This window comes from Azorhizophilus paspali (assembly GCF_043587585.2).
Lineage (GTDB): Bacteria > Pseudomonadota > Gammaproteobacteria > Pseudomonadales > Pseudomonadaceae > Azotobacter > Azotobacter paspali.
Window position 1 is genome coordinate 729,227 of the sequence record NZ_CP171449.1, and the last position, 22,198, is coordinate 751,424.

Annotated in this window: 21 protein-coding genes and 2 tRNA genes; 10 read left to right on the plus strand and 13 right to left on the minus strand. The window is 66.4% G+C overall.

Features of this window, described 5'->3' with window-relative positions; translation table 11 throughout:
* Positions 1-12 precede the first annotated feature (12 nt).
* The 7 genes from ACGI6K_RS03555 to ACGI6K_RS03585 form a co-directional block, all read right to left on the minus strand.
* A complete protein-coding gene (locus ACGI6K_RS03555) occupies positions 13-609 on the minus strand; it encodes a 50S ribosomal protein L25/general stress protein Ctc (RefSeq protein WP_376941704.1) in 597 nt (198 codons plus the stop codon).
* A 105-nt stretch (positions 610-714) separates the two neighbouring features.
* The gene (locus ACGI6K_RS03560; RefSeq protein WP_376941702.1) at positions 715-1,656 is read right to left on the minus strand and encodes a ribose-phosphate pyrophosphokinase; all 942 of its coding nucleotides are present in this window, start codon (positions 1,654-1,656) and stop codon (positions 715-717) included.
* Positions 1,657-1,753: 97 nt separating this feature from the next.
* A tRNA-Gln gene (locus tag ACGI6K_RS03565) sits at positions 1,754-1,828 on the minus strand.
* A gap of 52 nt (positions 1,829-1,880) precedes the next feature.
* Positions 1,881-1,955 (minus strand) — tRNA-Gln (locus ACGI6K_RS03570).
* 21 nt (positions 1,956-1,976) lie between these two features.
* Complete coding sequence (ispE, locus tag ACGI6K_RS03575; RefSeq protein ID WP_376941700.1) at positions 1,977-2,843, minus strand: 4-(cytidine 5'-diphospho)-2-C-methyl-D-erythritol kinase; 867 nt, start codon at positions 2,841-2,843, stop codon at positions 1,977-1,979.
* Between the two features lie 5 nt (positions 2,844-2,848).
* A complete protein-coding gene (gene lolB / locus ACGI6K_RS03580; protein ID WP_376941698.1) occupies positions 2,849-3,475 on the minus strand; it encodes a lipoprotein insertase outer membrane protein LolB in 627 nt (208 codons plus the stop codon).
* 3 nt (positions 3,476-3,478) lie between these two features.
* The gene (locus tag ACGI6K_RS03585; protein ID WP_376941696.1) at positions 3,479-5,215 is read right to left on the minus strand and encodes a tetratricopeptide repeat protein; all 1,737 of its coding nucleotides are present in this window, start codon (positions 5,213-5,215) and stop codon (positions 3,479-3,481) included.
* Between the two features lie 176 nt (positions 5,216-5,391).
* Between ACGI6K_RS03585 and hemA the strand changes: the two genes are divergently transcribed.
* The 6 genes from hemA to murI all read left to right on the plus strand — a co-directional run bounded on the left by hemA (position 5,392) and on the right by murI (position 11,448).
* Entirely contained in the window at positions 5,392-6,660 is a 1,269-nt protein-coding gene (gene hemA, locus ACGI6K_RS03590; RefSeq protein WP_376941694.1) for a glutamyl-tRNA reductase, read from the plus strand.
* The gene (gene prfA, locus ACGI6K_RS03595) at positions 6,657-7,739 is read left to right on the plus strand and encodes a peptide chain release factor 1 (protein WP_376941692.1); all 1,083 of its coding nucleotides are present in this window, start codon (positions 6,657-6,659) and stop codon (positions 7,737-7,739) included. The genes hemA and prfA overlap by 4 nt, the downstream gene beginning before the upstream one ends.
* A 96-nt stretch (positions 7,740-7,835) precedes the next feature.
* Positions 7,836-8,897 carry an RNA-guided endonuclease InsQ/TnpB family protein gene (locus tag ACGI6K_RS03600; protein ID WP_377969107.1) on the plus strand — a complete coding sequence of 354 codons (1,062 nt, stop codon included), beginning with the start codon at positions 7,836-7,838 and terminating at the stop codon, positions 8,895-8,897.
* A 108-nt stretch (positions 8,898-9,005) separates the two neighbouring features.
* Positions 9,006-9,836 (plus strand): peptide chain release factor N(5)-glutamine methyltransferase, encoded by an 831-nt coding sequence (prmC, locus tag ACGI6K_RS03605; RefSeq protein ID WP_376949479.1) that lies wholly within the window; start codon positions 9,006-9,008, stop codon positions 9,834-9,836.
* 72 nt (positions 9,837-9,908) lie between these two features.
* A complete protein-coding gene (locus ACGI6K_RS03610; protein ID WP_376949477.1) occupies positions 9,909-10,667 on the plus strand; it encodes a molybdopterin-synthase adenylyltransferase MoeB in 759 nt (252 codons plus the stop codon).
* Entirely contained in the window at positions 10,657-11,448 is a 792-nt protein-coding gene (gene murI, locus ACGI6K_RS03615; RefSeq protein ID WP_376949475.1) for a glutamate racemase, read from the plus strand. Before ACGI6K_RS03610 ends, murI begins: the two co-directional genes overlap by 11 nt.
* A 10-nt stretch (positions 11,449-11,458) precedes the next feature.
* Here murI and ACGI6K_RS03620 read toward each other — a convergent pair whose 3' ends face one another.
* The 4 genes from ACGI6K_RS03620 to ACGI6K_RS03635 all read right to left on the minus strand — a co-directional run bounded on the left by ACGI6K_RS03620 (position 11,459) and on the right by ACGI6K_RS03635 (position 15,973).
* Entirely contained in the window at positions 11,459-12,865 is a 1,407-nt protein-coding gene (locus ACGI6K_RS03620) for a cryptochrome/photolyase family protein (RefSeq protein ID WP_376949473.1), read from the minus strand.
* On the minus strand, positions 12,853-13,797 hold the full coding sequence (locus ACGI6K_RS03625) for a MerR family transcriptional regulator (protein WP_376949471.1): 945 nt from the start codon (positions 13,795-13,797) through the stop codon (positions 12,853-12,855). The genes ACGI6K_RS03620 and ACGI6K_RS03625 overlap by 13 nt, the downstream gene beginning before the upstream one ends.
* Before the next feature lie 3 nt (positions 13,798-13,800).
* Complete coding sequence (locus tag ACGI6K_RS03630; RefSeq protein ID WP_376949469.1) at positions 13,801-14,754, minus strand: YbgA family protein; 954 nt, start codon at positions 14,752-14,754, stop codon at positions 13,801-13,803.
* Positions 14,755-14,983: 229 nt separating this feature from the next.
* Complete coding sequence (locus tag ACGI6K_RS03635) at positions 14,984-15,973, minus strand: NAD(P)/FAD-dependent oxidoreductase (RefSeq protein ID WP_376949467.1); 990 nt, start codon at positions 15,971-15,973, stop codon at positions 14,984-14,986.
* A gap of 184 nt (positions 15,974-16,157) precedes the next feature.
* Between ACGI6K_RS03635 and ACGI6K_RS03640 the strand changes: the two genes are divergently transcribed.
* Both ACGI6K_RS03640 and hemH read left to right on the plus strand, forming a co-directional pair.
* Positions 16,158-17,078, plus strand: coding sequence for a TIGR01777 family oxidoreductase (locus tag ACGI6K_RS03640; protein WP_376949465.1), 921 nt, complete (start codon positions 16,158-16,160; stop codon positions 17,076-17,078).
* Positions 17,075-18,091 carry a ferrochelatase gene (hemH, locus tag ACGI6K_RS03645; RefSeq protein WP_376949463.1) on the plus strand — a complete coding sequence of 339 codons (1,017 nt, stop codon included), beginning with the start codon at positions 17,075-17,077 and terminating at the stop codon, positions 18,089-18,091. The genes ACGI6K_RS03640 and hemH overlap by 4 nt, the downstream gene beginning before the upstream one ends.
* A gap of 43 nt (positions 18,092-18,134) precedes the next feature.
* Here the strand turns inward: hemH and upp are convergent, their stop codons facing one another.
* A complete protein-coding gene (upp, locus tag ACGI6K_RS03650; protein WP_376949461.1) occupies positions 18,135-18,773 on the minus strand; it encodes a uracil phosphoribosyltransferase in 639 nt (212 codons plus the stop codon).
* 190 nt (positions 18,774-18,963) lie between these two features.
* On the opposite strand from upp, the gene ACGI6K_RS03655 reads away from it, so the two are divergent.
* The gene (locus ACGI6K_RS03655) at positions 18,964-19,521 is read left to right on the plus strand and encodes a hypoxanthine-guanine phosphoribosyltransferase (RefSeq protein ID WP_376949459.1); all 558 of its coding nucleotides are present in this window, start codon (positions 18,964-18,966) and stop codon (positions 19,519-19,521) included.
* 61 nt (positions 19,522-19,582) lie between these two features.
* Positions 19,583-19,873 (plus strand): PA4642 family protein, encoded by a 291-nt coding sequence (locus ACGI6K_RS03660; protein WP_376949457.1) that lies wholly within the window; start codon positions 19,583-19,585, stop codon positions 19,871-19,873.
* A 67-nt stretch (positions 19,874-19,940) separates the two neighbouring features.
* On the opposite strand, the gene mqo is transcribed toward ACGI6K_RS03660, so the two are convergent.
* On the minus strand, positions 19,941-21,485 hold the full coding sequence (gene mqo, locus ACGI6K_RS03665; protein WP_376949455.1) for a malate dehydrogenase (quinone): 1,545 nt from the start codon (positions 21,483-21,485) through the stop codon (positions 19,941-19,943).
* Positions 21,486-22,198: the final 713 nt, after the last annotated feature.

Below are 22,198 nucleotides of genomic sequence, written 5' to 3' on the forward strand. Positions count from 1 at the left end.
GGCTCCGAGCGATTACTCGGCGCCTTCTTCCTTCACGCGGGAGGCGTGGATGTTGGCCACGGCCAGGTCGTTGCCATGGGCCAGGGCCACCAGCTCGACGCCAGCCGGCACGCTCAGGTTGGACAGGTGGACGATCTGGCCGACTTCGACCTGGGCCAGGTCGACTTCGATGAACTCCGGCAGGTCCTTCGGCAGGCAGGACACTTCCACTTCGCTGATCACATGGGAGACTTCGCCACCCTGCTGCTTCACGCCAACCGAGGTCTCGGCGTTGACGAAGTGCAGGGGCACCACGGCGCTCAGCTTGTGGCCGGCGACCACGCGCAGGAAGTCGGCGTGCATCACCGTGGCTTTGGACGGGTGGCGCTGCAGGGCCTTGATCAGCACGGTCTCGGTGGCGCCGGCGATGTTCAGGGTGACCACGTGGCTGAAGGCGGCCTCGTCCTCGATCAGCTTGGCGATGTCCTTGGTCAGGATGCTGATGGATTGGGGCTCCTTGTCGCCACCGTAGATCACGGCGGGAACCTGGGCGGCGTTACGACGCAGGCGGCGGCTCGCACCTTTCCCCAAGTCGGAACGCACTTCGGCATTCAGGGTAAAATCGGTCATTGCGTTTCTCCAAAATGACAGCGCCGCCCGCACGCTTGCGACCAGCGTCCGGGCGATGGCTGAAGGCCCCGCGCGGGGCAGGGCGGTGATATCGGCGCCGGTTCCCTAGCGGAACATGGCGCTGATGGATTCCTCGTTGCTGATGCGGCGCACCGCTTCGGCCACCACCGGGGCGATGTCCAACTGGCGGATGCGCGTACAGGCCTGGGCCGCGGCGGACAGCGGGATGGTGTTGGTCACCACCAACTCGTCCATCACCGACTTCTCGAGGTTCTCGATGGCGCGGCCGGATAGCACCGGATGGGTGCAGTAGGCGTAGACCTTGGCGGCGCCGTGCTCCTTGAGTGCCTTGGCCGCGTGGCACAGGGTACCGGCGGTGTCGACCATGTCGTCGACCAGGATGCAGGTGCGGCCTTCCACGTCGCCGATGATGTGCATGACTTCCGACTGGTTGGCCTTCGGCCGACGCTTGTCGATGATGGCCAGATCTACGCCCAGGGACTTGGCGACGGCACGCGCGCGCACCACGCCGCCGATGTCCGGGGAGACGATCATCAGGTTCTCGAAGCGCTGGGCGTGGATGTCGTCGACCAGTACCGGCGAGCCGTAGATGTTGTCCACGGGGATGTCGAAGAAGCCCTGGATCTGGTCGGCGTGCAGGTCGACGGTGAGCATGCGGTTGATGCCGACCACGTCGAGCATGTCGGCCACCACCTTGGCGCTGATCGCCACGCGGGCGGAGCGCGGGCGGCGGTCCTGGCGGGCATAGCCGAAGTAGGGGACGACCGCGGTGATCCGCGAGGCGGAGGAGCGACGGAAGGCGTCGGCCATCACCACCAGTTCCATGAGGTTGTCGTTGGTCGGTGCGCAAGTCGGTTGGATCAGGAAGACGTCCTTGCCGCGGACGTTCTCGTTGATCTCGACGCTGATTTCTCCGTCGGAGAACTTGCCCACGTAGGCGTCGCCGAGGGGAATATGCAACTGACGTACGACGCGACGCGCCAGGTCGGGGTTGGCGTTCCCCGTGAAAACCATCATCTTGGACACGCGCAGTACCTGCCGGCTGAGGGTGGACCCGATGAAATTAAAAAGCTGCTCAAAAAGGCGGCTCGAGGGCGGCGTTTTTGAACAGCTTCCTGAAATATGGCAGGGGCGGCTGGATTCGAACCAACGCATGGCAGGATCAAAACCTGCTGCCTTACCGCTTGGCGACGCCCCTGTGGCGTTACATCCCGGAATGCCCGGTCGATGCGTGCAAACCCTCTGGAATATGGCAGGGGCGGCTGGATTCGAACCAACGCATGGCAGGATCAAAACCTGCTGCCTTACCGCTTGGCGACGCCCCTACGACACACGATCATCGAATGCTAGGCATTCACTCCCTGCGCCAATGTCTCTAGCCTGCGGTGCAACATCGATATGTTGCGCCCCTGGGCAACGAAACCCGGCATGGTCACTGGAAGTTGGCGGGCGACTTTATCAGCATCGCCCCGATTTGGGAAGCTCCCAAATACGCAAGCCCCAGTTCCGGTCATTCTGGCCGGAACGAATTTGCTCAGCCAGCTCAAGGCGTTACGCACTTCCGGGTAACGCCTTTCGACGACTGCTTGGCAGTCGTTACGACCTTCCCCTGCAAGGAGGCTGCGAACTGTAATGGCCGGTGTATTACGTGTCAACTCCGGGTCGGCAAAAATTTCTGCTGTGCTGACAGTGACTTGCGGTGCCACGACGAGGAACCAGGGTTCCTCCAGTTCGACCGGTCGCAGGCGTTCGCCGACCCCTTCGGCGAACGCAGCGCGGCCACGTACGAAGACCGGCACATCGGCGCCCAGGGCGAGACCCAGCGCAGCCAGGCGTTCCTCGTCCCAACCCAGTCGCCAGAGGCGGTCGAGGCCGAGCAGGGTGGTCGCCGCGTCCGAACTGCCGCCACCGATGCCGCCGCCCATCGGCAGGCGCTTGTCCAGCCAGATGTCGGCGCCCAGCCGGCAACCGCTTTGCCGCTGCAATTGGCGGGCAGCACGGACGATCAGGTTGCCGTCGTGGGGAACGCCGGGGATTTCCGTATGTAGGCGGATCGCACCGTCCTCGCGCACGGCGAAGCCCAGTTCGTCGCCGTGGTCGAGGAACTGGAACAGGGTCTGCAACTCGTGGTAGCCGTCGGCGCGGCGGCCGAGGATGTGCAGCATCAGGTTGAGCTTGGCTGGTGCCGGCAGGATCAGTTGTGCGTGTCGCATGGCGTTCAGAGTCCCAGTCGGCGCGGTTGCCAGTCCTTGATCACCAGGGTGACGACCAGGTCCTGGCCGTACAGCTTCAGGCGTTCGGGCAGCCAGAAGCCGTTCTGTTCGACATAGCGCTGGTATTCGACCTGCCAGCCGTCCTGGCTCAGCCAGGCCAGGTGGCTATCGCCGTCGAGGGTGAGCTGGCTGCGGCTGCCGGGCGCCGGCAGGCCGCGTACCCACCAGAGCAGGTGGGAAACTGGCAGGCGCCAGCCGAGTTGCTGTTCGAGTAGGGCTTCTGGCGACTCGGCCCGGTAGCGTCCCTGGCCGGCGACCTCCAGTTCGATACCGCCGGGACGCCCGGTCAGGCGCGTCGCGCCGCGGCCGAGCGGGCCGGACAGGCGGATGTCGTAGTAGTCCTGGCGCTGTAGCCAGAACAGGGTGCCGCTGGCGGATTCGCGGGGGGCCTTGATGCCGACCTTGCCGCTGATCTGCCAGGCGTCGAGGGCGCCGATCTCGCGCTTGTGCGCCCGCCAGTGCTCGGGATCGCCCTGGCCCTCGAGGGCTTCCCGGGAGGTCAGGCCGGTGCAGCCGGCGAGCAGGGCGAGCAGGGCGAGCGGCAGGATGTGACGAAGAGACGGGATGGACATGGCTCAGAGGGTCTCGGATCCGGTCAGGCGCAGCAGGGTGCTGCGCAGGATGGCGCTGTCGGGTTGTTCCTCGAGCGCCTTGGCCCAGACCTTGCGGGCCTCGCGCTGCTTGCCGCGGGCCCAGAGCACTTCGCCCAGGTGGGCGGCGATCTCGTGGTCGGAAATGTGCTCGGCGGCCTGACGCAGCAGGCGTTCGGCTTCGCCCAACTGGCCCAGGCGGTAGTTCACCCAGCCGAGGCTGTCGAGAATCGACGGATCGTCCGGGTTGAGCTGGTAGGCCTGTTCGATCAGTGCCTTGGCCTCGGCGTAGCGGGTGGTGCGGTCGGCCAGGGTGTAGCCGAGGGCGTTCAGGGCCATGGCGTTGTCCGGCTCGCGCGCGATTATGAAGCGCAGGTCGCGCTCCAGTTGGGCCAGGTCGTTGCGCTTCTCGGCCAGCATGGCACGGGTGTAGAGCAGATTGAGGTCGTCCGGGAAGTGGCGCAGGGCGCGCTCGATGACCTGCCAAGCCTCGTCGAGCCGTTCGCGATTGGTCAGTGCCTCGGCCTCGACCAGATAGAGCTGCAGGGCGTAGTCCGGCTGGTTTTCGCGGGCCTGCGCCAGACGCGCCGAGGCTTCTTCCGGGCGGCCGCGCTCGAAGAGGATCTCGGTCTGGCGCAGTTGCGCCGGCAAGTAGTGGTTGCCGGGGCCGACCAGGGCGTATTCGATCAATGCGCTTTCCGGGTCCTCGCGCTCCTCGTAAACGCGACCCATCTGGTAATGCGCGGCATCCACGTAGCTGCCGCGTTCGATCAGTTCCTTCAGGTAGACCACGGCCTCATCCCAGGCCTTGGCTTCCAGGCAGACCAGCGCCAGGGACAGGCGCTGGTCGTCGTCCTCGGGAAACTGCCGGACCAGGGTGACGAACTCGTTTTTGGCGTCGTCGAGGCGGCCCTGCTCGACCAGCAGGCGGGCGTAGGTCAGGCGCAGGCGCTTGTCGTCGGGGTACTCGCGCATGCCCTTCTTCAGCAAGGCGTTCGCCTCGTCACTGTGTCCCAGCCCCTGCAGCAGGCGCACGCGCAGCAGTAGCGGGGCGATTTCGTGCTCGCTCGCCGGGTGCTTCTCGAGCAGTTCGAGAGCGGCCTTGGGCTGGTTGTCCTGCTGCAGCAGCAGTGCCTTGCCGAACAGCAACTGGCCGTTTTCCGGCGACTTGGCGAGTAGCCGGTCGAAACTCTGCAGCAGTCCGGCGCGGGTTTCCGGGTCGCTTTCCGCCGCGGCCAGAGCGAGGAAGTCGAAATGGGTATCCCCCTGTGCCTGCAGGACCCGCTCCATGTAGCGCATGGAGTCGTCGTAGCGGCCGTTGCGCGCCAACTGGACGGCGGCGGCGCGCTGCGCGTCGAGGTCGGCCGGGGCGTTGTCCGCCCAGATCAGCGCGCTGTCCAGCGCGTTCTGGTCGGCACCGAGGTATTCGGCGATGCGGAAGGCCCGTTCGGCGATGCCAGGGTCCTGGGTGGCCTGGGCCTGGGCTGCGTAGTTTTCCAGGGCGATGTCGAAGCGGTTGCGCTGCCCTGCCAATTCGCCGACCAGCAGGCTGTAGAGGGTGTCTTCGCGGAACGAGCCGACCGGTTGCGGCGGCGGCGAGCTGGCCGGAGCGGGCGACGGTGCGGCCTCTTCTTTCGCCGGCGGTCTGCCGCCCGGCTGGGAGAGGCTCTGACAGCCGCCAAGAAGCATCATGACGGCCAGCAAGGCGAAGATTTTATTCATAAGGAAGGGAAAGCGATGGTTGTGCCGGAAAGAGTCGGGCGCATCATGACACAAGCCGTCGGTCAAGCCCATGGCCACGGGGGCTGGAGGGGCGCAGGGCGGGTGGACGGAGGTTGTCCTCCATTTGCCGAAGTAGGACAATCGCGTGCTTTCTCTGTTCGGACCTGCGCACCTGAATGGCATTCATCGCCCTCGGTATAAACCACAAGACCGCTTCGGTGGATGTCCGCGAGCGCGTGGCGTTCACGCCCGCGCAGCTCGTCGAGGCGTTGCGGCAGCTCTGCCTGCATACGGATAGCCGCGAGGCGGCGATTCTCTCCACCTGCAACCGCAGCGAACTCTACCTGGAGCAGGATAGTCCGGGAGTCGAGGTGGTACTGCAGTGGCTGGCCGACTATCACCGGCTGAGCTTGGACGAACTGCGCACCTGCGCTTACGTGCATCGGGACGAATCTGCCGTGCGCCACATGATGCGCGTTGCCTCGGGGCTCGACTCCCTGGTCCTCGGCGAACCGCAGATCCTCGGCCAGATGAAGGCCGCCTATGCCGTGGCGCGCGAGGCCGGCACCGTCGGCCCGTTGCTCGGCCGGTTGTTCCAGGCCACCTTCAGCACCGCCAAGGCGGTGCGCACCGACACCGCCATCGGCGAGAGCCCGGTGTCGGTGGCCTTCGCCGCGGTCAGCCTGGCCAAGCAGATTTTCAGCGACTTGCAGCGCAGCCAGGCCCTGCTGATCGGCGCCGGGGAAACCATCACCCTGGTCGCCCGCCACCTGCACGAGCAGGGGGTCAGGAGCATCGTGGTCGCCAACCGCACCTTGGAGCGCGGCCGGTCCCTGGCCGAGCAGGTCGGCGGCCAGGCGATCCTGCTCGCCGACATCGGCCAGGAGCTGGTCAATAGCGACATCGTCATCAGCTCCACCGCCAGCCAGTTGCCGATCCTCGGCAAGGGCGCGGTCGAACGGGCGCTGAAGCAGCGCAAGCACAAGCCGATATTCATGGTCGATATCGCCGTGCCGCGCGACATCGAGCCGGAGGTGGGCGATCTGGACGACGTCTACCTGTACAGCGTCGACGATTTGCACGAGGTCATCGAGGAAAACCGCAGGAGTCGTCAGGACGCGGCGAGGGCCGCCGAGGAACTGGTCGCCGCTGGCGCCGGCGATTTCATGCTGCGCCTGCGCGAACTGGCCGCGGTGGACGTGCTCAGGGCCTACCGCCAGCAAGCCGAGCGCCTGCGCGACGAGGAACTGATCAAGGCCCAGCGCCTGCTGGCCAATGGCGGCGATCCACTGGATGTGGTCGCCTCCCTGGCGCGCGCATTGACCAACAAGCTGCTGCACGCTCCCAGCGTGCAACTGAAGAAGCTCTCCGCCGACGGCCGCTTCGATGCGCTGGCCGTGGCCCAGGAACTCTTTGCCCTCGACGAGGGTGAGTCGAAACGATGAAAGCCTCCCTGCTGAACAAACTGGACCTCCTGCACGATCGCTACGAGGAACTCACCGCGTTGCTCGGCGATGCCGAGGTGATCGCCGAACAGGGCCGTTTCCGCGCCTATTCCAAGGAGTACGCCGAAGTCGAGCCGGTGGTCGCCGCCTACCGCGAATTCTGCAAGGTGCGGGACGATCTGGTGGGCGCCCAGGCGTTGCTCAAGGACAGCGACCCGGATCTGCGCGAGATGGCCGCCGAGGAGGTGGCCGAGGCCCGCGAGCGGCTGGCCGGCCTGGAGGATCGCCTGCAGCGCATGCTGTTGCCCAGGGACCTCAACGACGCGCGCAACGTGTTCCTGGAGATCCGCGCCGGCACCGGCGGCGACGAGGCGGCGATCTTCGCCGGCGACCTGTTCCGCATGTATTCGCGCTACGCCGAGAAGCAGGGCTGGCGGATCGAGGTCCTCTCGGAGAACCCCGGCGAGCACGGTGGCTACAAGGAGATCATCACCCGCGTCGAAGGCGACAACGTCTACGGCAAGCTGAAGTTCGAGTCCGGCGCGCACCGCGTGCAACGTGTCCCGGAAACCGAGTCGCAGGGCCGCATCCACACCTCGGCCTGTACTGTCGCGGTCCTGCCGGAGCCGGACGAGCAGGCGGCGATCGAGATCAACCCGGCCGAGTTGCGTGTCGATACCTACCGCTCCTCGGGCGCCGGCGGCCAGCACGTCAACAAGACCGATTCGGCGATCCGCATCACCCACCTGCCTACCGGCATCGTTGTCGAATGCCAGGAGGAGCGCTCGCAGCACAAGAACCGCGCTAAGGCCATGGCCTGGCTGGCGGCCAAGCTGCAGGACCGCCAGGACGCCGCCGCGCACCGGGAAATCTCCGAGACGCGCAGGCTGCTGGTCGGTTCGGGCGACCGCTCCGAACGCATCCGCACCTACAACTTCCCGCAGGGGCGGGTCACCGAGCACCGCATCAACCTGACCCTCTATGCCCTCGACGAGGTCATGGCCGGCGGCGTGGAGGCGGTGATCGAGCCTTTGCTCAGCGAATACCAGGCCGACCAGTTGGCCGCGCTGGGGGATTGATCTCGTGATCAAGAGGCGCGGCATACCCCGTACTTTTAGTGCGGGGAAGGATAGCGCGGACGGCGTAGCCGTCCCTTCATCGGGTAAAATGCCGGCATGAAGCAGACCAAGACCCTGCACGTTCGCGTTCGAGACAAGCATGCTCCGCTGCTGCGCCAGATGGCCCGCGGCGTCAACTTCGTCTGGAATTACCTGAACGAACCGAGCCAGCGCTCGATTCGCGAGCGCGGGGTCTTTCTGTCCGCCTATGACATGCATCCCTACACCAAGGGCGCCGGCAAGGATCTCGGTCTGCACAGCCACACCTTGCAATGCGTGGCTGCCGAGTACGTCACCCGGCGCGGGCAGTTCAAGAAGGTCCGGCTGAATTGGCGAAAGTCGGGCGGTGCCCGTCGATCCCTCGGCTGGGTTCCGGTCAACACTGGAGCGGCAAGCTGGAAGAACGGGCAGGTCTACCACAACGGGCACTACTTCAAGGTCTGGGACAGCCACGGCCTGAGCCGGTACGGGTTCCGCTTGGGCAGCTTCAGCGAGGATGCGCGGGGCCGCTGGTACTTCAACGTCGCCGTGGAGATAGAGGCTGAGCTTTCACCAGGGCAAGGGGCGCTCGGCATCGACCTGGGCCTCAAGGACGTGGCGACCTGCAGCGATGGCACGAAGTTGGAGAGCGGCCGCTTCTACCGCGACCTGGAAGCGAAGCTGGCCATTGCCCAGCGCGCCGGCAAGAAGGCCCGCACCAAGGCCATTCACGTCAGGATCGCCAACCGCCGCCAGGACGCCTTGCACAAATTCAGCCGGAAACTGGTCAGCCAGTACGGCGAAATCCACGTGGGCGATGTGTCGTCCACGAAACTCGTGAAGACCCGGATGGCCAAGTCGGTGCTCGACGCCGGCTGGGGCCAGTTGAAGACGATGCTGGAATACAAGTGCGCACACGCAGGCATCGTCTTCAAGGTGGTCGACGAGCGCTACACCACCCAAGCCTGTTCGAATTGCGGCTGCCTACCCGGTTCGAGGCCAAAAGGTATCGCGGGCCTTGGAATAAGAGAATGGATCTGCTGTGAGTGCGGTGTCACTCACGACCGCGACGTGAACGCGGCCAGGAGCATTCTCGCGGCCGGGCATGGCCGTCCAGCAGTGGGAATTCCCATCCTTTAGGGCAGGGAGGATGTCAAGTCTCAGGGTAGAAGCCCGCATGGCGCTTTTCCACCTTCGAACCCGCGGTGGATTGGGCCGTCCACCCTCTGACCGGAGATAGCCGTCGTCATGGCAAGCATCGAAACCCTCCTCGAATCCGCCGACCTGCCCGACTCGCCGAGTCCGCGCCTGGATGCCGAGTGGTTGCTCGCCGCGGCCCTCGGCAAGCCGGCCAGCTATCTGCGTGCCTGGCCCGAGCGCGAGGTGCCGGAGGCGCTGGCCGCGCGTTTCGCTGCCGACCTGGCGCGCCGCCGGGCCGGCGAGCCGGTAGCCTACATCCTCGGCCGCCAGGGCTTCTGGAGCCTCGATCTGGAGGTGGCGCCGGCGACCTTGATTCCCCGCCCGGACACCGAGCTGCTGGTGGAAACCGCCCTGGCGCTGTTGCCGGCGACTCCGGCCGAAGTGCTCGATCTCGGCACCGGTAGCGGCGCCATCGCCCTGGCGCTGGCGGCGGAGCGGCCGGCCTGGCGGCTGACCGGCGTCGACCGGGTGATAAAGGCGGTCGCGCTGGCCGAGCGCAACCGCCAGCGCCTAGGGCTGGGCAATGCGACTTTCCTGCCGAGCGACTGGTTTTCCGCGCTGGCCGGCCGGCGTTTCGCGCTGATCGCCGGCAATCCCCCCTACGTCGCTGCCGACGATCCGCACCTGGCCCTGGGCGATGTGCGCTTCGAGCCGGCCAGCGCGCTGGTGGCCGGTGCCGACGGACTAGACGATATCCGCCGGATCATCGTCGAGGCTCCCGGACATCTGCAGGCCGGCGGCTGGCTGCTGCTGGAGCACGGCTTCGCGCAGGCCGGTGCGGTGCGCGGGTTGCTGACGGCCCACGGCTTCGTCGAGGTGCATAGCCGTCGCGACCTCGGCGGCCACGAGCGCATCAGCCTGGGGCGGCTGGCGGCGTGAACCCACGCGAGGAGGCTGCCGGGCTCCCGGGTATGTCCCTTTATCGAATCCATCTTTTGCCAGGACAAGTCCATGCTCAGTGACCAAGAACTGCTGCGCTACAGTCGTCAGATCCTCCTGCCGCAGGTCGACGTGGACGGCCAACTGCGGCTGAAACGGAGCCGCGCACTGATCGTCGGCCTCGGTGGGCTGGGCTCGCCGGTGGCGCTCTACCTGGCGGCGGCGGGCGTCGGCGAGCTGCATCTGGCGGACTTCGACAGCGTGGACTTGACCAACTTGCAGCGTCAGGTTCTGCACGACACTCCGAGCGTCGGCCAGGGCAAGGTGGATTCGGCGCTGGCCCGGCTGGCGGCGCTCAATCCCGAGGTCGTCCTGCGCCCGCTGCGCGGCGCCCTGGACGCCGATTCGCTGGCCGCGGCGGTGGCGGCGGTGGATCTGGTGCTCGACTGCAGCGACAACTTCACCACCCGAGAGGCGGTCAACGCCGCCTGCGTGGCCGCTGGCAAGCCGCTGGTCAGCGGCGCGGCGATCCGCCTCGAAGGCCAGCTCTCGGTATTCGACCCGCGAAGCGAGGGTAGCCCCTGTTACCACTGTCTCTATGGTCACGGCAGCGAAGCCGAACTGACCTGCAGCGAGGCCGGGGTGGTCGGTCCGCTGGTCGGTTTGGTAGGCAGCCTGCAGGCGCTGGAGGCGCTCAAGTTGCTGACCGGCTTCGGCGAGCCTTTGGTCGGTCGCCTGCTGCTGGTCGATGCGCTGACCAGCCGCTTCCGCGAGCTGCGCGTGCGGCGCGATCCGCAGTGTCCGGTGTGCGGAGCGCGGCATGGCCAGTGAGGCGCCGGTCGGCGTCTTCGATTCCGGGGTCGGTGGGCTGTCGGTGCTGAGCGAGATCCGCGCTCGGCTGCCCGGCGAGTCCCTGTTCTACGTCGCCGACAGTGGCCACGTGCCCTATGGTGAGAAGAGTCCCGAGTACATCCGCGAGCGCTGTCGGCATATCGCCGCCTTTCTCCTGAAGCGGGGCGCCAAGGCGCTGGTGCTAGCCTGCAACACTGCCACCGCGGCGGCAGTGGCCGAACTGCGCGAGCTGTATCCGCAACTGCCGGTGGTCGGCATGGAGCCGGCGGTGAAGCCGGCGGCGGCGGCCACCCGCAGCGGCCGGGTCGGTGTGCTTGCGACCAGCGGAACCCTTAAGAGCGCTAGGTTCGCCGCGCTGCTGGACCGCTTCGCCGGCGACGTGCGGGTGATCACCCAGCCCTGTCCCGGTCTAGTCGAGCGGATCGAGGCCGGCGATCTGGACGGACCCGCAACCCGCGAGTTGCTGCGGGGCTTCGTCACGCCGCTGCTGGCCGAGGGCTGCGACACCCTGATTCTCGGCTGCACCCATTACCCCTTCGTCAGGCCGTTGCTCGGCACACTGGTGCCGGACTCGATCAGCCTGATCGATACCGGCGCTGCGGTGGCCCGCCAACTCGAACGTCTGCTGCAAGAGCGCGACCTGCTGGCCGCCGGGCCGGCCGCGGCGCGCTTCTGGTCGAGCGGCGATCCGCTCGGGCTGGAGCGGGTGCTGCCGCTATTGTGGGGTACGCCCGCGGCGGTCGAGGCGTTGCCCCGCTGAATGAAGTCGTTCAGCCGCGGCGGCGCAGGGCCTTGAAGGCGGCCAGGGCGCGTTCCCGGCTGAACGGCAGGTCGACGATCGGCAGCGGGTAGCCGGCGGGGCGGAGCGCTTTGGCCGGTGCGTGGATGTCGCGGTTGTGCAGACTCGCCAGTTCCGGCAGCCACTGGCGGATAAAGCGCCCCTCCGGGTCGAACCGGCGCGACTGGGTGAGCGGGTTGAACAGACGGAAGTAGGGTGCCGCGTTGGTGCCGGTGGAGGCGCTCCACTGCCAGCCGCCGTTGTTGGCGGCGAGGTCGCCGTCGATCAGGTGGTGCATGAACCAGCGCTCGCCATGCCGCCAGTCGATCAGCAAGTTCTTGCTCAGGAACATGGCGACCACCATGCGCAGGCGGTTGTGCATCCAGCCGGTAGCGAGCAGTTGGCGCATCGCCGCATCGATCAGCGGAAAGCCGGTACGCCCCTGCTGCCAGGCCGCCAGCTCTTGCGGAGCGTCGCGCCAGGGCAGGGCCTCGGTTTCCGTGCGCAAGGCACGGCCCATTGAAACCCGCGGATGGCTTGCCAATATATGTTTGTAGAACTCGCGCCAGAGCAGTTCGTCGAACCAAGCGGAGGCCTCCGGACGGTCGAATCCGCCAGTGCGCAGCAGCGCATGCAGGCACTGGCGCGGCGACAGCACGCCGGCGGCGAGGTAGGGCGACAGCCGGCTGGTGCCGGGCTCGGCGGGAAAGTCGCGGGCTTCGGCGTAGGCGGCGAGCTGGTTCCCGACGAATTCATGCAGGCGTCGCTGCGCGGCTATCTCGCCGGCCGGCCAGAGCCGGCGCAGGGATTCCGGTGGCGTGGCGAAACCCTCCAGCGCAGCGGGAACGTCATTGCCGACGACGTTCAGCGGCAGTTGTGCCATGGGCAGGCCGCCGACTGCCGGCAGGCTGACGGCCAGGTGCCGGTGGCAGGCCTTGCGGAACTGAGCGAATAGCCGAAAGCTGCCGCCGGAGCGGGTCCGCAGGCTGTCCGGGGCGAACAATAGCTGGTCCAGGTGTCGCTGCAGACCGACGCCCTGCGCCTGCAGTGCGCGCTCCACCGCCGCGTCGCGGCGGTTTTCGTGGACCCCGTATTCGTCGTTGACGTGTACCCGGACGATGTTCTGCTCATGGCACAGGCGGGTGAGGAGGGCGGGTGCCTCGTCCCAGGTATCGACCCGGCGGATCAGCAGTGGTACACCCAGGCTTGCCAGGCCGTGCGACAGCTCGGCGAGGTTGCGCAGCCAAAAATCGACCTTGCATGGGGCGTCGTCGTGCATGCGCCACTGAACGGGGCTGAGCAGGTAGAGGGCGAGGCTCGGCCCGGCGCCCATGGCCGCGCCCAGGGCGCGGTTGTCGCGAACGCGCAGGTCGCTGCGCAGCCAGATCAATTGGCGCATGGCGCTTTCCCGTGCAGCTCCTGCAGAAGCCGCAGCGCGGCGGGCGGGTTCTCGGCCAGCGACAGGCCGGGTAGCCGCGCCAGCGTTTCCCATTGTACGAGCGTCCCCGGACCGGCGAGCAACAGCGGAAAAGCATTGCCGCTGGCCAGGCATTCGAGCTGGCGCAACTGCGCCGCGGTCAGCGGCTGGGCAGCATGCAGCAGCAGGCCGCACGGTGCCAGACGCGGCAGCGCCGGCTCCAGTTCGGCGAGGGATACGGGCCCGTCGAGCACCTCCAGCGGGCGGCCGGTCGCCGTGGCGAGCCAGGCGCAGAGCCACAGGTCGGGCTCGATCGGTTGCCCGGCGAGACCGGCGAGCAGCAACGGCCTGCCGCCGCTCTGGCGGCTGTGCTGCTGCACGCGGGCAGCGAGCCGGCTGCGCAGCCAGGACAGAAAGAACGAGCGCTCCAGCCCGACGCCGGCCCGCTCGTGCCGTTTTAGCTCGTCGAGTAGCGGCTGGAACAGGCGCTCGCAGAGCAGGGGGGCGGGATAGAGCGAACTGGCTTGGTCGAAGAGGGCATCGAGACGGCGGCTGGCCAGTGCTTCGGTGGCGGCGAGCAGCTCGGCCTGCAAGACCTGCCAGGGGCTGTCGGGAGTCGTCCCGGCGTCGCTCGGCGGCTTGCGGTCGAGCAGGTCGCGGACCTGGCCGACCGCCACGCCGCGCTTCAGCCAGGCGAGCACCGCATGGATACGCGCCACATGGCCATCGTTGTACAGGCGGTGCCCCTTGGGCGTGCGGCGAGGTAGGATCAGGCCATAGCGGCGTTCCCAGGCGCGCAGGGTGACCGGGTTGACCCCGGTCCGCCGGGCAACCTCGCGGATTGGCAGCCAGCCGGGCTCGGCGGCAGTTTCGGATTCATCGCGCAGCGAGGTGGGCAGTTGTTCTTCGGACATCGTTCAAATCGCGTTGCGTAAGCCGAGTTCTTCGGGATGCGGCTGCAGGTAGACCTGCCGGGCCACGTAGGGATGAGGATGGCGACGGAAATGGTGCTTGAGCAGCGTCAAAGGCACCACCAGGGGCAGCATGCCGAGGCGGTACTGCTCGATCAGCCGCTGGAGTTCCGCGCGCTCGCCGGGTTCCAAGGCCGGACGCAGGTAGCCGCAAAGGTGCTGCAGCACGTTGCCGTGGCCGCCACGGCTGGCGCATCGGCGCAGCGCGGTCATCAAGCGGGCGAAATAGCGTGGGCCGAACTCCTCCGGCGCGTGCCGGCCGAGGTCGCCGAGCAGCCGGCCGAGGGTCCGGTACTGCCGCGGATGGTTAGCCATCAGCAGGTACTTGTGGCGGGCATGGAAGTCCAGGAGCATCTGGCGGCTCAAGCCCTGGCCGAGCGACTGGCGCCATTCGGCATGCACGAACACCCGGGTCACGAAGTTCTCGCACAGCACCGGGTCGTGCAGGCGGCCCTCTTCTTCCACCGGCAGCTCCGGACGGTGCGCACAGAAGGCAGCGGCGAACAGGCCGCGACCGGTGCCTTCGGCGGGATGCCCGTTGGCTTGGTAGACCTTGACGCGCTCCAGGCCGCAGGACGGGGATTTCTGCATGAAGATGAAGCCGTCGATGTCGTCCAGCTCGCCAGCCATGCGTTCGCCATAGGCGGCGAGCGGTGCGCCGACGTCGAGTCTGGCGTCGCGCGTGCCGACCGCCCGCGGACTGGCCGGATCGCCCACCAGGCGGATCGGCTGGCGTGGCGTGCCGAGGCCGATGGCCATTTCCGGGCAGAGCGGAACGAAGTCGAAGTGTTTGGCGAATTCGCGGCTGCACAACCGCGACTCCTTGTGGCCGGCATTGAAGCGCACCCGTTCGCCGAGCAGGCAGGCGCTGATAGCGATCTTCGGTCTGGCAGTGGACATGGACGACCTCGCGGATACTTGTACAGCTTTCATGGTTTGTATAAGTATGTGTCGAGCTTAGGTGCATTCCTGTACATGATCAACAATTCGTACAGCTTTTGGCGCAGGGCCGGGCAAGAAGGAAAGGAAACATGGCATGGCCACGAGACGGGAGGGTGGAGGGCGGGCATCGATGACGGCCGCCATGCGGTGGCCGTCGGGCGAATATGTCGCGGGAGGGGTGTGGAACTCAGCTCGCGCGGTGTTGCAGCAGCTTGCGGGCAACTGCCTGGCCGCTCAGCCAGGCGCCTTCGACGCGCCCGGACAGACACCAGTCGCCGCAGGCGTAAAGGCCCAGGCTGGAGTCGGCCAGGGCGCCCCAGCCATGGTTGCCGACCGGCCGGCCGTAGAGCCAGCGGTGGGCGAGACCGAACACCGGTTCCGGCACGGTGCAGCCGATCATTTCGGCGAAGGCGCCGTACAACTGTTCGATCACCTGATCCTTGACGAGATCGAGATACTGGCGGGTCCAACGGCTGTTGGCCTGCAGCACCCAGGTGTCTGGCTGGCTGGCGCGACCGGGCTTGCCGTGGTTGCGCGACGCCCATTCGAGCGGGCTGTCCTGGATGAAGCAGCCGTCCACCGGGGTGTCCAGCGGTTGCTCGAAGGACAGGGCGACCGCCCAGTTCGGCTCCATCGCCACGCTGGCCACGCTGCTGGCCAGCTTCGGCGCGGCCGCCAGCAACTGCGCCGCCTCGGGCGAGGGCGTGGCCACCACTACCTGATTGAACGGGCCGTAGGCCTTGCCGTCGGCATCCTGCAGCATCCAGTGCTGTTTGCCGTGGAAGACCTCGGTGATGCGGCAGGAGAAGCGCACCGGCATGTCGCCGAGCAGACCGCGGGTCAGGGCACTCATGCGCGGCGTGCCGATCCAGCGGATCTGCTCGTCCTGGGAAGGACGCAGCGTGCCGTTGGCGGAGTCGTAGAGACTGGGCTGCCATTCGGCAATCCAGCCGCGGTCGCGCCATTGCTGGACCGCCTCGGCGAAGCGGCGGTCGCGGCAGGTGAAATACTGGGCTCCCAGGTCGAGGGCGCCGACCTCGGTGCGCTTGCTGGCCATGCGACCGCCGCTGCCTCGGCCCTTATCGAACAACTGGACTTCGAGTCCTGCCGCGTGCAGCGCCCCCGCCGCGGAGAGCCCCGCGATACCTGTGCCAATGATGGCAATAGGAAAAGTCATGGTTTACCTCATACCCCTTAGCAGGTGCGCCGCTGACGAATTCCCCATTCCGTACGTCCGGCGCAGATCACAACGGTTGGTGCTCCTTCATCTGTAATCCTAAATCGATAAGTGCGAAAGCGAAAAAGCATTATAAATTCAAAGTAGGGCCATGCATGCCTTTGGGCAACGCGAGGAGACGGCAATGCACATTTTGCTGACTGGCGGTACTGGATTGATAGGGCGTTCCCTGTGCCGGCGCTGGGTCGTCGAAGGGCACCGGCTGACGGTGTGGAGCCGCTCGCCGGAGCGGATTCCCGCTCTCTGCGGGGCATCCGTGCGTGGTGTCGGACGGCTCGAGGAACTGGATGGCGAGACGCTGGATGCGGTGATCAACTTGGCGGGCGCGCCGATCGCCGGGCGGCTGTGGACGAGCCGGCGCAAGGCCGTGCTCTGGTCCAGCCGGATCACCCTGACCGAGCATCTGGTGAACTGGCTGCAGGCGCGCCTGCAGCGGCCGCGGGTGCTGGTTTCGGGTTCGGCGGTAGGCTGGTACGGCGATGGCGGCGAGCGCGAACTGCACGAGGACATGGGGCCGGTTGGCGAGGATTTCGCCAGCCAGTTGTGCGGCGCCTGGGAGGACGCGGCGCGCCGCGCCGAAAAATTGGGCATACGTGTCGTGTTGCTGCGCAGCGGGCTGGTGCTGGCGCCCGACGGCGGCTTTCTCCAGCGGCTGTTGCCGATGTTCCGCCTAGGCCTGGGCGGGCCGCTCGGCGATGGCCGGCAGTGGCTGTCCTGGGTGCATATCGCCGATCAAGTGGCGCTGATCGACTTTCTCCTGCATCAAGAAGATACCCAGGGTCCCTATAATGCCTGCGCGCCGCAGCCGGTGCGCAACGGCGAGTTCGCCCGCGCCCTGGGCCAGGCGCTGCACCGTCCGGCGCGGTTGCCGGCGCCGGCCTTCGCCTTGCGCCTGGGGCTGGGCGAACTCGCCGGACTGTTGCTCGGCAGCCAGCGCGCTGTGCCGGCGCGCCTGTGCGAGGCGGGCTTCGCGTTTCGCTTCTCCGATCTCAACACCGCCCTGGCCGATCTGCTAGGCGATTATCGACTCAAGGATGCTGCATGACCGATCACGCGCTGTTGCTGGTCAACCTGGGTTCGCCCGACTCCCCCGAGGTGGCCGATGTGCGCCGCTACCTCGACCAGTTCCTCATGGACCCCTACGTGATCGATCTGCCCTGGCCGCTGCGCCGCCTGCTGGTCTCGCTGATCCTGCGCAAGCGGCCGGAGCAGTCGGCGCATGCCTATGCCTCGATCTGGTGGCCGGAAGGCTCGCCGCTGATCGCCCTCAGTCGCCGCCTGCGGGAGGCGGTGCAGGCCTACTGGCACGAGGGGCCGGTGGAGCTGGCGATGCGCTATGGCAACCTGTCCATCGAGGCGGCGCTGAACCGGCTGGCGGAGAAGGGCGTGCGCCGGGTGACCCTGGCGCCGCTCTATCCGCAGTTCGCCGACAGCACCGTGACCACCGTGGTGGAGGAGACCCGTCGGGTGCTGCGCGCCAGCGGCCTGACGCTGGAGCTGAGGGTGCTGGAGCCCTTCTTCGCCCGGCCGGAGTATCTCGACGCCCTGGCGCGAAGCGCCGAACCCCATCTGCAGCAGAAGTTCGACCATCTGCTGCTGAGTTTCCACGGCCTGCCGGAGCGCCATCTGCGCAAGGCCGATCCGAGCGGCCGGCACTGCCTGAGCAGCGTCGACTGCTGCCGCGAGGCGCCGGCCGAGGTGCTGGCGCGCTGCTATCGGGCGCAGTGCCTGCGGAGCGCCGAGGGTTTCGCCCGGCGGATGGGGCTGGACGAGGGGCGTTGGTCGGTGTCCTTTCAGTCGCGCTTGGGGCGTGCCCGCTGGATTTTACCCTATACCGAGAAGCAGCTCGACGCGCTGGCCGCGCGCGGGGTGAAGCGGCTCCTGGTGATGTGCCCGGCCTTCGTCACCGACTGCATCGAGACCCTGGAGGAGATCGGCCAACGCGGCCGCGAGCAGTTCCAGGCGGCCGGTGGCGAGGAGCTGATCCTGGTGCCCTGCCTCAACGACCATCCGGCGTGGGCATCCGCACTGGCGCAACTGTGTCGTACGCCGGGTTAGGGTCTGTCGAGGTTCGGGCGTGAGCCGCGACAGACTCTAAGCCTCAGCTCGGCTTCTGCTTGGTGCCGAACACCTTGTCGCCGGCATCGCCCAGGCCGGGGATGATGTAACCGTTTTCGTTGAGCCGCTGGTCGATGGCCGCCGTGTAGATGGTCACGTCGGGGTGGGTTCGTTCGAGCAGGCGGATGCCCTCCGGCGCGGCGACCAGCACCAGGGCGCGGATTTCCTTGCAGCCGGCCTTTTTCAGCATGTCGACGGTGGCGGACATGGAGCCGCCGGTGGCGAGCATGGGATCGACGATCAGCGCCAGGCGCTGGTCGATCTCGCCCACCAGTTTCTCCACGTAGGTGTGCGCGACCAGGGTTTCCTCGTCCCGCGACAAGCCGACCACGCTGACCTTGGCGTTCGGGACCAGTCGCAGCACGCCGTCGAGCATGCCGATCCCGGCGCGCAGGATGGGCACCACGGTGATTTTCTTGCCGGCGATCTTCTCCACCTCCACCTGACCGCACCAGCCCTCGATTTGGCAGTTCTCCAGGGGCAGGTCCTTAGTCGCCTCGTAGGTGAGCAGGGCGCCGACTTCCTGGGCCAGTTCGCGGAAACTCTTGGTGCTGATGTCGGCACGGCGCATCAGGCCTAGCTTGTGGCGGATCAGCGGATGGCGGATTTCGTGGATGGGCATGCAGGGCTCCGGCACTCGAAGATGGGATGCCTGAATTAAAACACGGTTGGCCAAAGAGTGATGCAGGCTACCGGCGGTGGCCGTGGGGCTTGCCCGCGGCGGGAGCGCTGGGTAACGTTCCCGCTTCGATTGCCGGGGCCGGTCCGCCGCAGCGCACCCTTTCATGCTTCACCCACCCGAGGTAAATGTCATGTCTGTCGATCTCGCCCATATCCGTCAAGTCATGGCGGAGGCCGATTGCCTGTTCAACCATGCCGAAGTCGAGGCGGCGATCGATCGTGTCGCCACGGCGATCAACGACGAACTGGCCGAGCGCAATCCGGTCGTGTTCTGCGTGATGAACGGTGGCCTGGTCTTCGCCGGCAAGCTGCTGCCTCTGCTGGGCTTCCCGCTGGAACTGTCCTATCTGCACGCCACCCGCTACCGCAACGAGACCCGTGGCGGCGACCTGTTCTGGAAGGCCAAGCCGGAAATCGCCTTCATCGACCGCGACGTGCTGATCGTCGACGACATTCTCGACGAGGGGCATACCCTGGCGGCGATCATCGACTTCTGCCGCCACGAGGGCGCCACGGCCGTGCACACCGCGGTGCTAGTGGACAAGCGACACCAGCGCAAGGCTTCGCCCGGCCTGAAGGCCGACTACGTGGGATTGAGCTGCGAGGATCGCTACATATTCGGCTACGGCATGGACTACAAGGGCTACTGGCGCAATGCCGCCGGTATCTATGCGGTCAAGGGGCTGTGAGACGACGCCTGTCGGGGACGGCTAGAATGGGCCCTTTCCCGACTGATCAATGGAGCGAAGCATGGGCAAGAAAGACAAGAAGCAGGTGATTGGCGAGGAAATCGGCGACGACAAGATCCGCTTGTTCCTCGATGTCGAGCCAGCGGACGCCACGCCGCCTTCCCTACACAAGCTGATCAAGGCTTACCGGGGGTTGCGGGTGGACGATTTCGAACGCTTTGTCAGGTTCTTCGTCGAGGCCGGCTACGACCTTTCGGCGAAAGACGCCCAAGGCCACGACTTCATCGCGCTGATCCAGGACCAGCGTCTTGCCGAGCCCTACATCGAGATCGTGCGGACCGCTCGGCGTTGAGCCGAACCTTTCCCCGCAAACGAAAAAACCGCCTGAATAGGCGGTTTTTTCACGGCCGGAGCTTCGATTAGCTGTCGGCGCTGGCAGCCGTGGGCGCGGCCTTGGCCTGAGCGGGAGCGACCAAGCCCAGACGCTGGTTCGAGGCCGCCTGAACGCTGCGGTACAGCTCGGGGCTTTCCTGCAGGTCTTTGGCCGAAGCTTTGAAGATTTCCTTCAGGCGGGCGATCCAGGCTTCGGATTTCATCTGCCCGGCGAAGCAGCGCTGCAGCAAGTCGAGCATGGCCGATACGGAAACCGAGGCGCCCGGCGAGGCCCCCAGCAGGGCGGCGATGGTACCGTCCGCGGCCGCGACGATCTCGGTACCGAATTCCAGCTTGCCGCCGCGCTCGGCGTCCTTCTTGATGATCTGCACGCGCTGGCCGGCGATTTCCAGGCGCCAGTCCTGCGGATTGAGTTCGGGATAGAAGCCGCGCAGGGTTTCCAAGCGATCGGCCATGGACTGCTTCACTTCCTTGATCAGGTAGCGGGTCAGGTCCATGTTGTCGCGGGCCACCGCCAGCATCGGGCCGATGTTGCTCAGGCGGATCGACAGGGGCAGGTCGAGGAAGGAGCCGTGTTTGAGGAACTTGGTGGTGAAGCCGGCGTAGGGTCCGAACAGCAGGGACTTCTTGCCGTCGACCACGCGGGTATCGAGGTGCGGCACCGACATCGGCGGTGCGCCGACCGCAGCCAGACTGTAGACCTTGGCCTGGTGCTGCTTGACGATTTCCGGGTTGTCGCAACGCAGCCACTGGCCGCTGACCGGGAAGCCGCCGTAGCCGTGGCCTTCCGGAATGCCGGACATCTGCAGGAGGGGCAGGGCACCGCCGCCGGCGCCGAGGAACACGAAGCGGGCCTTGATGACGCGGCTCTCGCCGGACTTGCGATCCTTGACGGTGACTTGCCAGCCGCCATCGCTGCGTTCGAGGCCGGTGACCTTGTGATCGTAGCTCTGGGTAGTATCGGGTTTGCTAGCCAGGTGCTGCAGCAACTGGCTGGTCAGGGCGCCGAAGTTGACGTCGGTGCCGCCCTGCGAGCGAGTCGCGGCCAGGCGCTCGTTCGGGTTGCGGCCGGCCATCATCAGCGGCATCCATTCGTCGAGGGTCGCCTGGTCCTCGGTGTATTCCATGTCGGCGAAGCAGTGATGCTTCTTCAGTGCCTCGAAGCGTGTCTTGAGGTAGCCGATGTCCTTGTCGCCGCGCACGAAGCTCAGGTGCGGGACCGGGTTGATGAAGGACTGCGCCGAACCGAAGGTGCCCTGTTCCAGCAGGTAGGCCCAGAACTGCTTGGAGACCTCAAACTTGGTGTTGATCTCGACGGCCTTCTGCGCCTTGACCGTGCCGTCGGCCGCCTGCGGGGTGTAGTTCAGCTCGCAGAGGCCGGCATGCCCGGTACCCGCGTTGTTCCAGGGGTTGGAGCTTTCCAGAGCGTCGGAATCCTGCATCTCGACGATTTCCAGCCTGATGCCGGGATCGAGTTCCTTCAGCAGCACGCCCAGTGTCGCGCTCATGATGCCGGCGCCGACCAGCACCGCATCGACTTCGTAGTTTTTCTGCGCCATTAACGCCTCCAAATCTGCAACATCAATTGGCAGTACGGCCTTGTGCCGACTCCTCGGGCATCGGGTTGCGCCCTTGCCTGCGAGGATGACGCTTCGGCTGTCCGGCCGGCCTGTTATCCGTTGTTCCTCGACGGGCACCTGCCGATTGAATCGGCCGTGCTTCCTACGGGATACCCAGGCGGCTGCCGGGGAAGCGGGCGGAGCCTCGATCCGGCAGTCGGCGACTCACGTCGCGGCATCCATTTGGGCGGCCCTAGCGGGTAGACCCCAATTTCTCGGTCAGTGGATCATCGATGGGCGAAGGAGCATGAATATTCGCTCGGAACGCATCGTCGTTCATTCGCCACACTCTTTTGTAGTGAAAAACCGCATTATCATGCCCTTTTCGAGAGGCATGAGCCTTGCTCGTCGTGGTCTGCGGCACGCCGATACTCCGAGGCGTAACGAGACACGCCGCGTCCTTGCAAGCGAAAGTATTCTGTGCGATGGGCGGAAAGCAAAAGCGGTGCTGACCATGGGGCAGCGGATGGGCGACTCTCTGGGGAGGTCCTGCCAAGCTGCGCGGCTGTGCATGACGATGCCCGATCAGGAGACGACCTTATAATCGGGGGTCGAGTATACCGCCAAATCGACAAGTTTGACCCTTTGGCTTTAGTTTTATTCGGAGGCTATCGATTCCGGCACGGCCCATGCTCCGTGGCCTTCGCGTCGGCTGCGGGCGGGAA

Bases quoted from the DNA above. Each gene is read 5' to 3' on its own strand.
- ACGI6K_RS03555 (WP_376941704.1), bottom strand. From the start codon at position 609: ATGACCGATTTTACCCTGAATGCCGAAGTGCGTTCCGACTTGGGGAAA.
- ispE (WP_376941700.1), bottom strand. From the start codon at position 2,843: ATGCGACACGCACAACTGATCCTGCCGGCACCAGCCAAGCTCAACCTG.
- lolB (WP_376941698.1), bottom strand. From the start codon at position 3,475: ATGTCCATCCCGTCTCTTCGTCACATCCTGCCGCTCGCCCTGCTCGCC.
- ACGI6K_RS03585 (WP_376941696.1), bottom strand. From the start codon at position 5,215: ATGAATAAAATCTTCGCCTTGCTGGCCGTCATGATGCTTCTTGGCGGC.
- hemA (WP_376941694.1), top strand. From the start codon at position 5,392: ATGGCATTCATCGCCCTCGGTATAAACCACAAGACCGCTTCGGTGGAT.
- prfA (WP_376941692.1), top strand. From the start codon at position 6,657: ATGAAAGCCTCCCTGCTGAACAAACTGGACCTCCTGCACGATCGCTAC.
- ACGI6K_RS03600 (WP_377969107.1), top strand. From the start codon at position 7,836: ATGAAGCAGACCAAGACCCTGCACGTTCGCGTTCGAGACAAGCATGCT.
- prmC (WP_376949479.1), top strand. From the start codon at position 9,006: ATGGCAAGCATCGAAACCCTCCTCGAATCCGCCGACCTGCCCGACTCG.
- ACGI6K_RS03610 (WP_376949477.1), top strand. From the start codon at position 9,909: ATGCTCAGTGACCAAGAACTGCTGCGCTACAGTCGTCAGATCCTCCTG.
- murI (WP_376949475.1), top strand. From the start codon at position 10,657: ATGGCCAGTGAGGCGCCGGTCGGCGTCTTCGATTCCGGGGTCGGTGGG.
- ACGI6K_RS03620 (WP_376949473.1), bottom strand. From the start codon at position 12,865: ATGCGCCAATTGATCTGGCTGCGCAGCGACCTGCGCGTTCGCGACAAC.
- ACGI6K_RS03625 (WP_376949471.1), bottom strand. From the start codon at position 13,797: ATGTCCGAAGAACAACTGCCCACCTCGCTGCGCGATGAATCCGAAACT.
- ACGI6K_RS03630 (WP_376949469.1), bottom strand. From the start codon at position 14,754: ATGTCCACTGCCAGACCGAAGATCGCTATCAGCGCCTGCCTGCTCGGC.
- ACGI6K_RS03635 (WP_376949467.1), bottom strand. From the start codon at position 15,973: ATGACTTTTCCTATTGCCATCATTGGCACAGGTATCGCGGGGCTCTCC.
- ACGI6K_RS03640 (WP_376949465.1), top strand. From the start codon at position 16,158: ATGCACATTTTGCTGACTGGCGGTACTGGATTGATAGGGCGTTCCCTG.
- hemH (WP_376949463.1), top strand. From the start codon at position 17,075: ATGACCGATCACGCGCTGTTGCTGGTCAACCTGGGTTCGCCCGACTCC.
- upp (WP_376949461.1), bottom strand. From the start codon at position 18,773: ATGCCCATCCACGAAATCCGCCATCCGCTGATCCGCCACAAGCTAGGC.
- ACGI6K_RS03655 (WP_376949459.1), top strand. From the start codon at position 18,964: ATGTCTGTCGATCTCGCCCATATCCGTCAAGTCATGGCGGAGGCCGAT.
- ACGI6K_RS03660 (WP_376949457.1), top strand. From the start codon at position 19,583: ATGGGCAAGAAAGACAAGAAGCAGGTGATTGGCGAGGAAATCGGCGAC.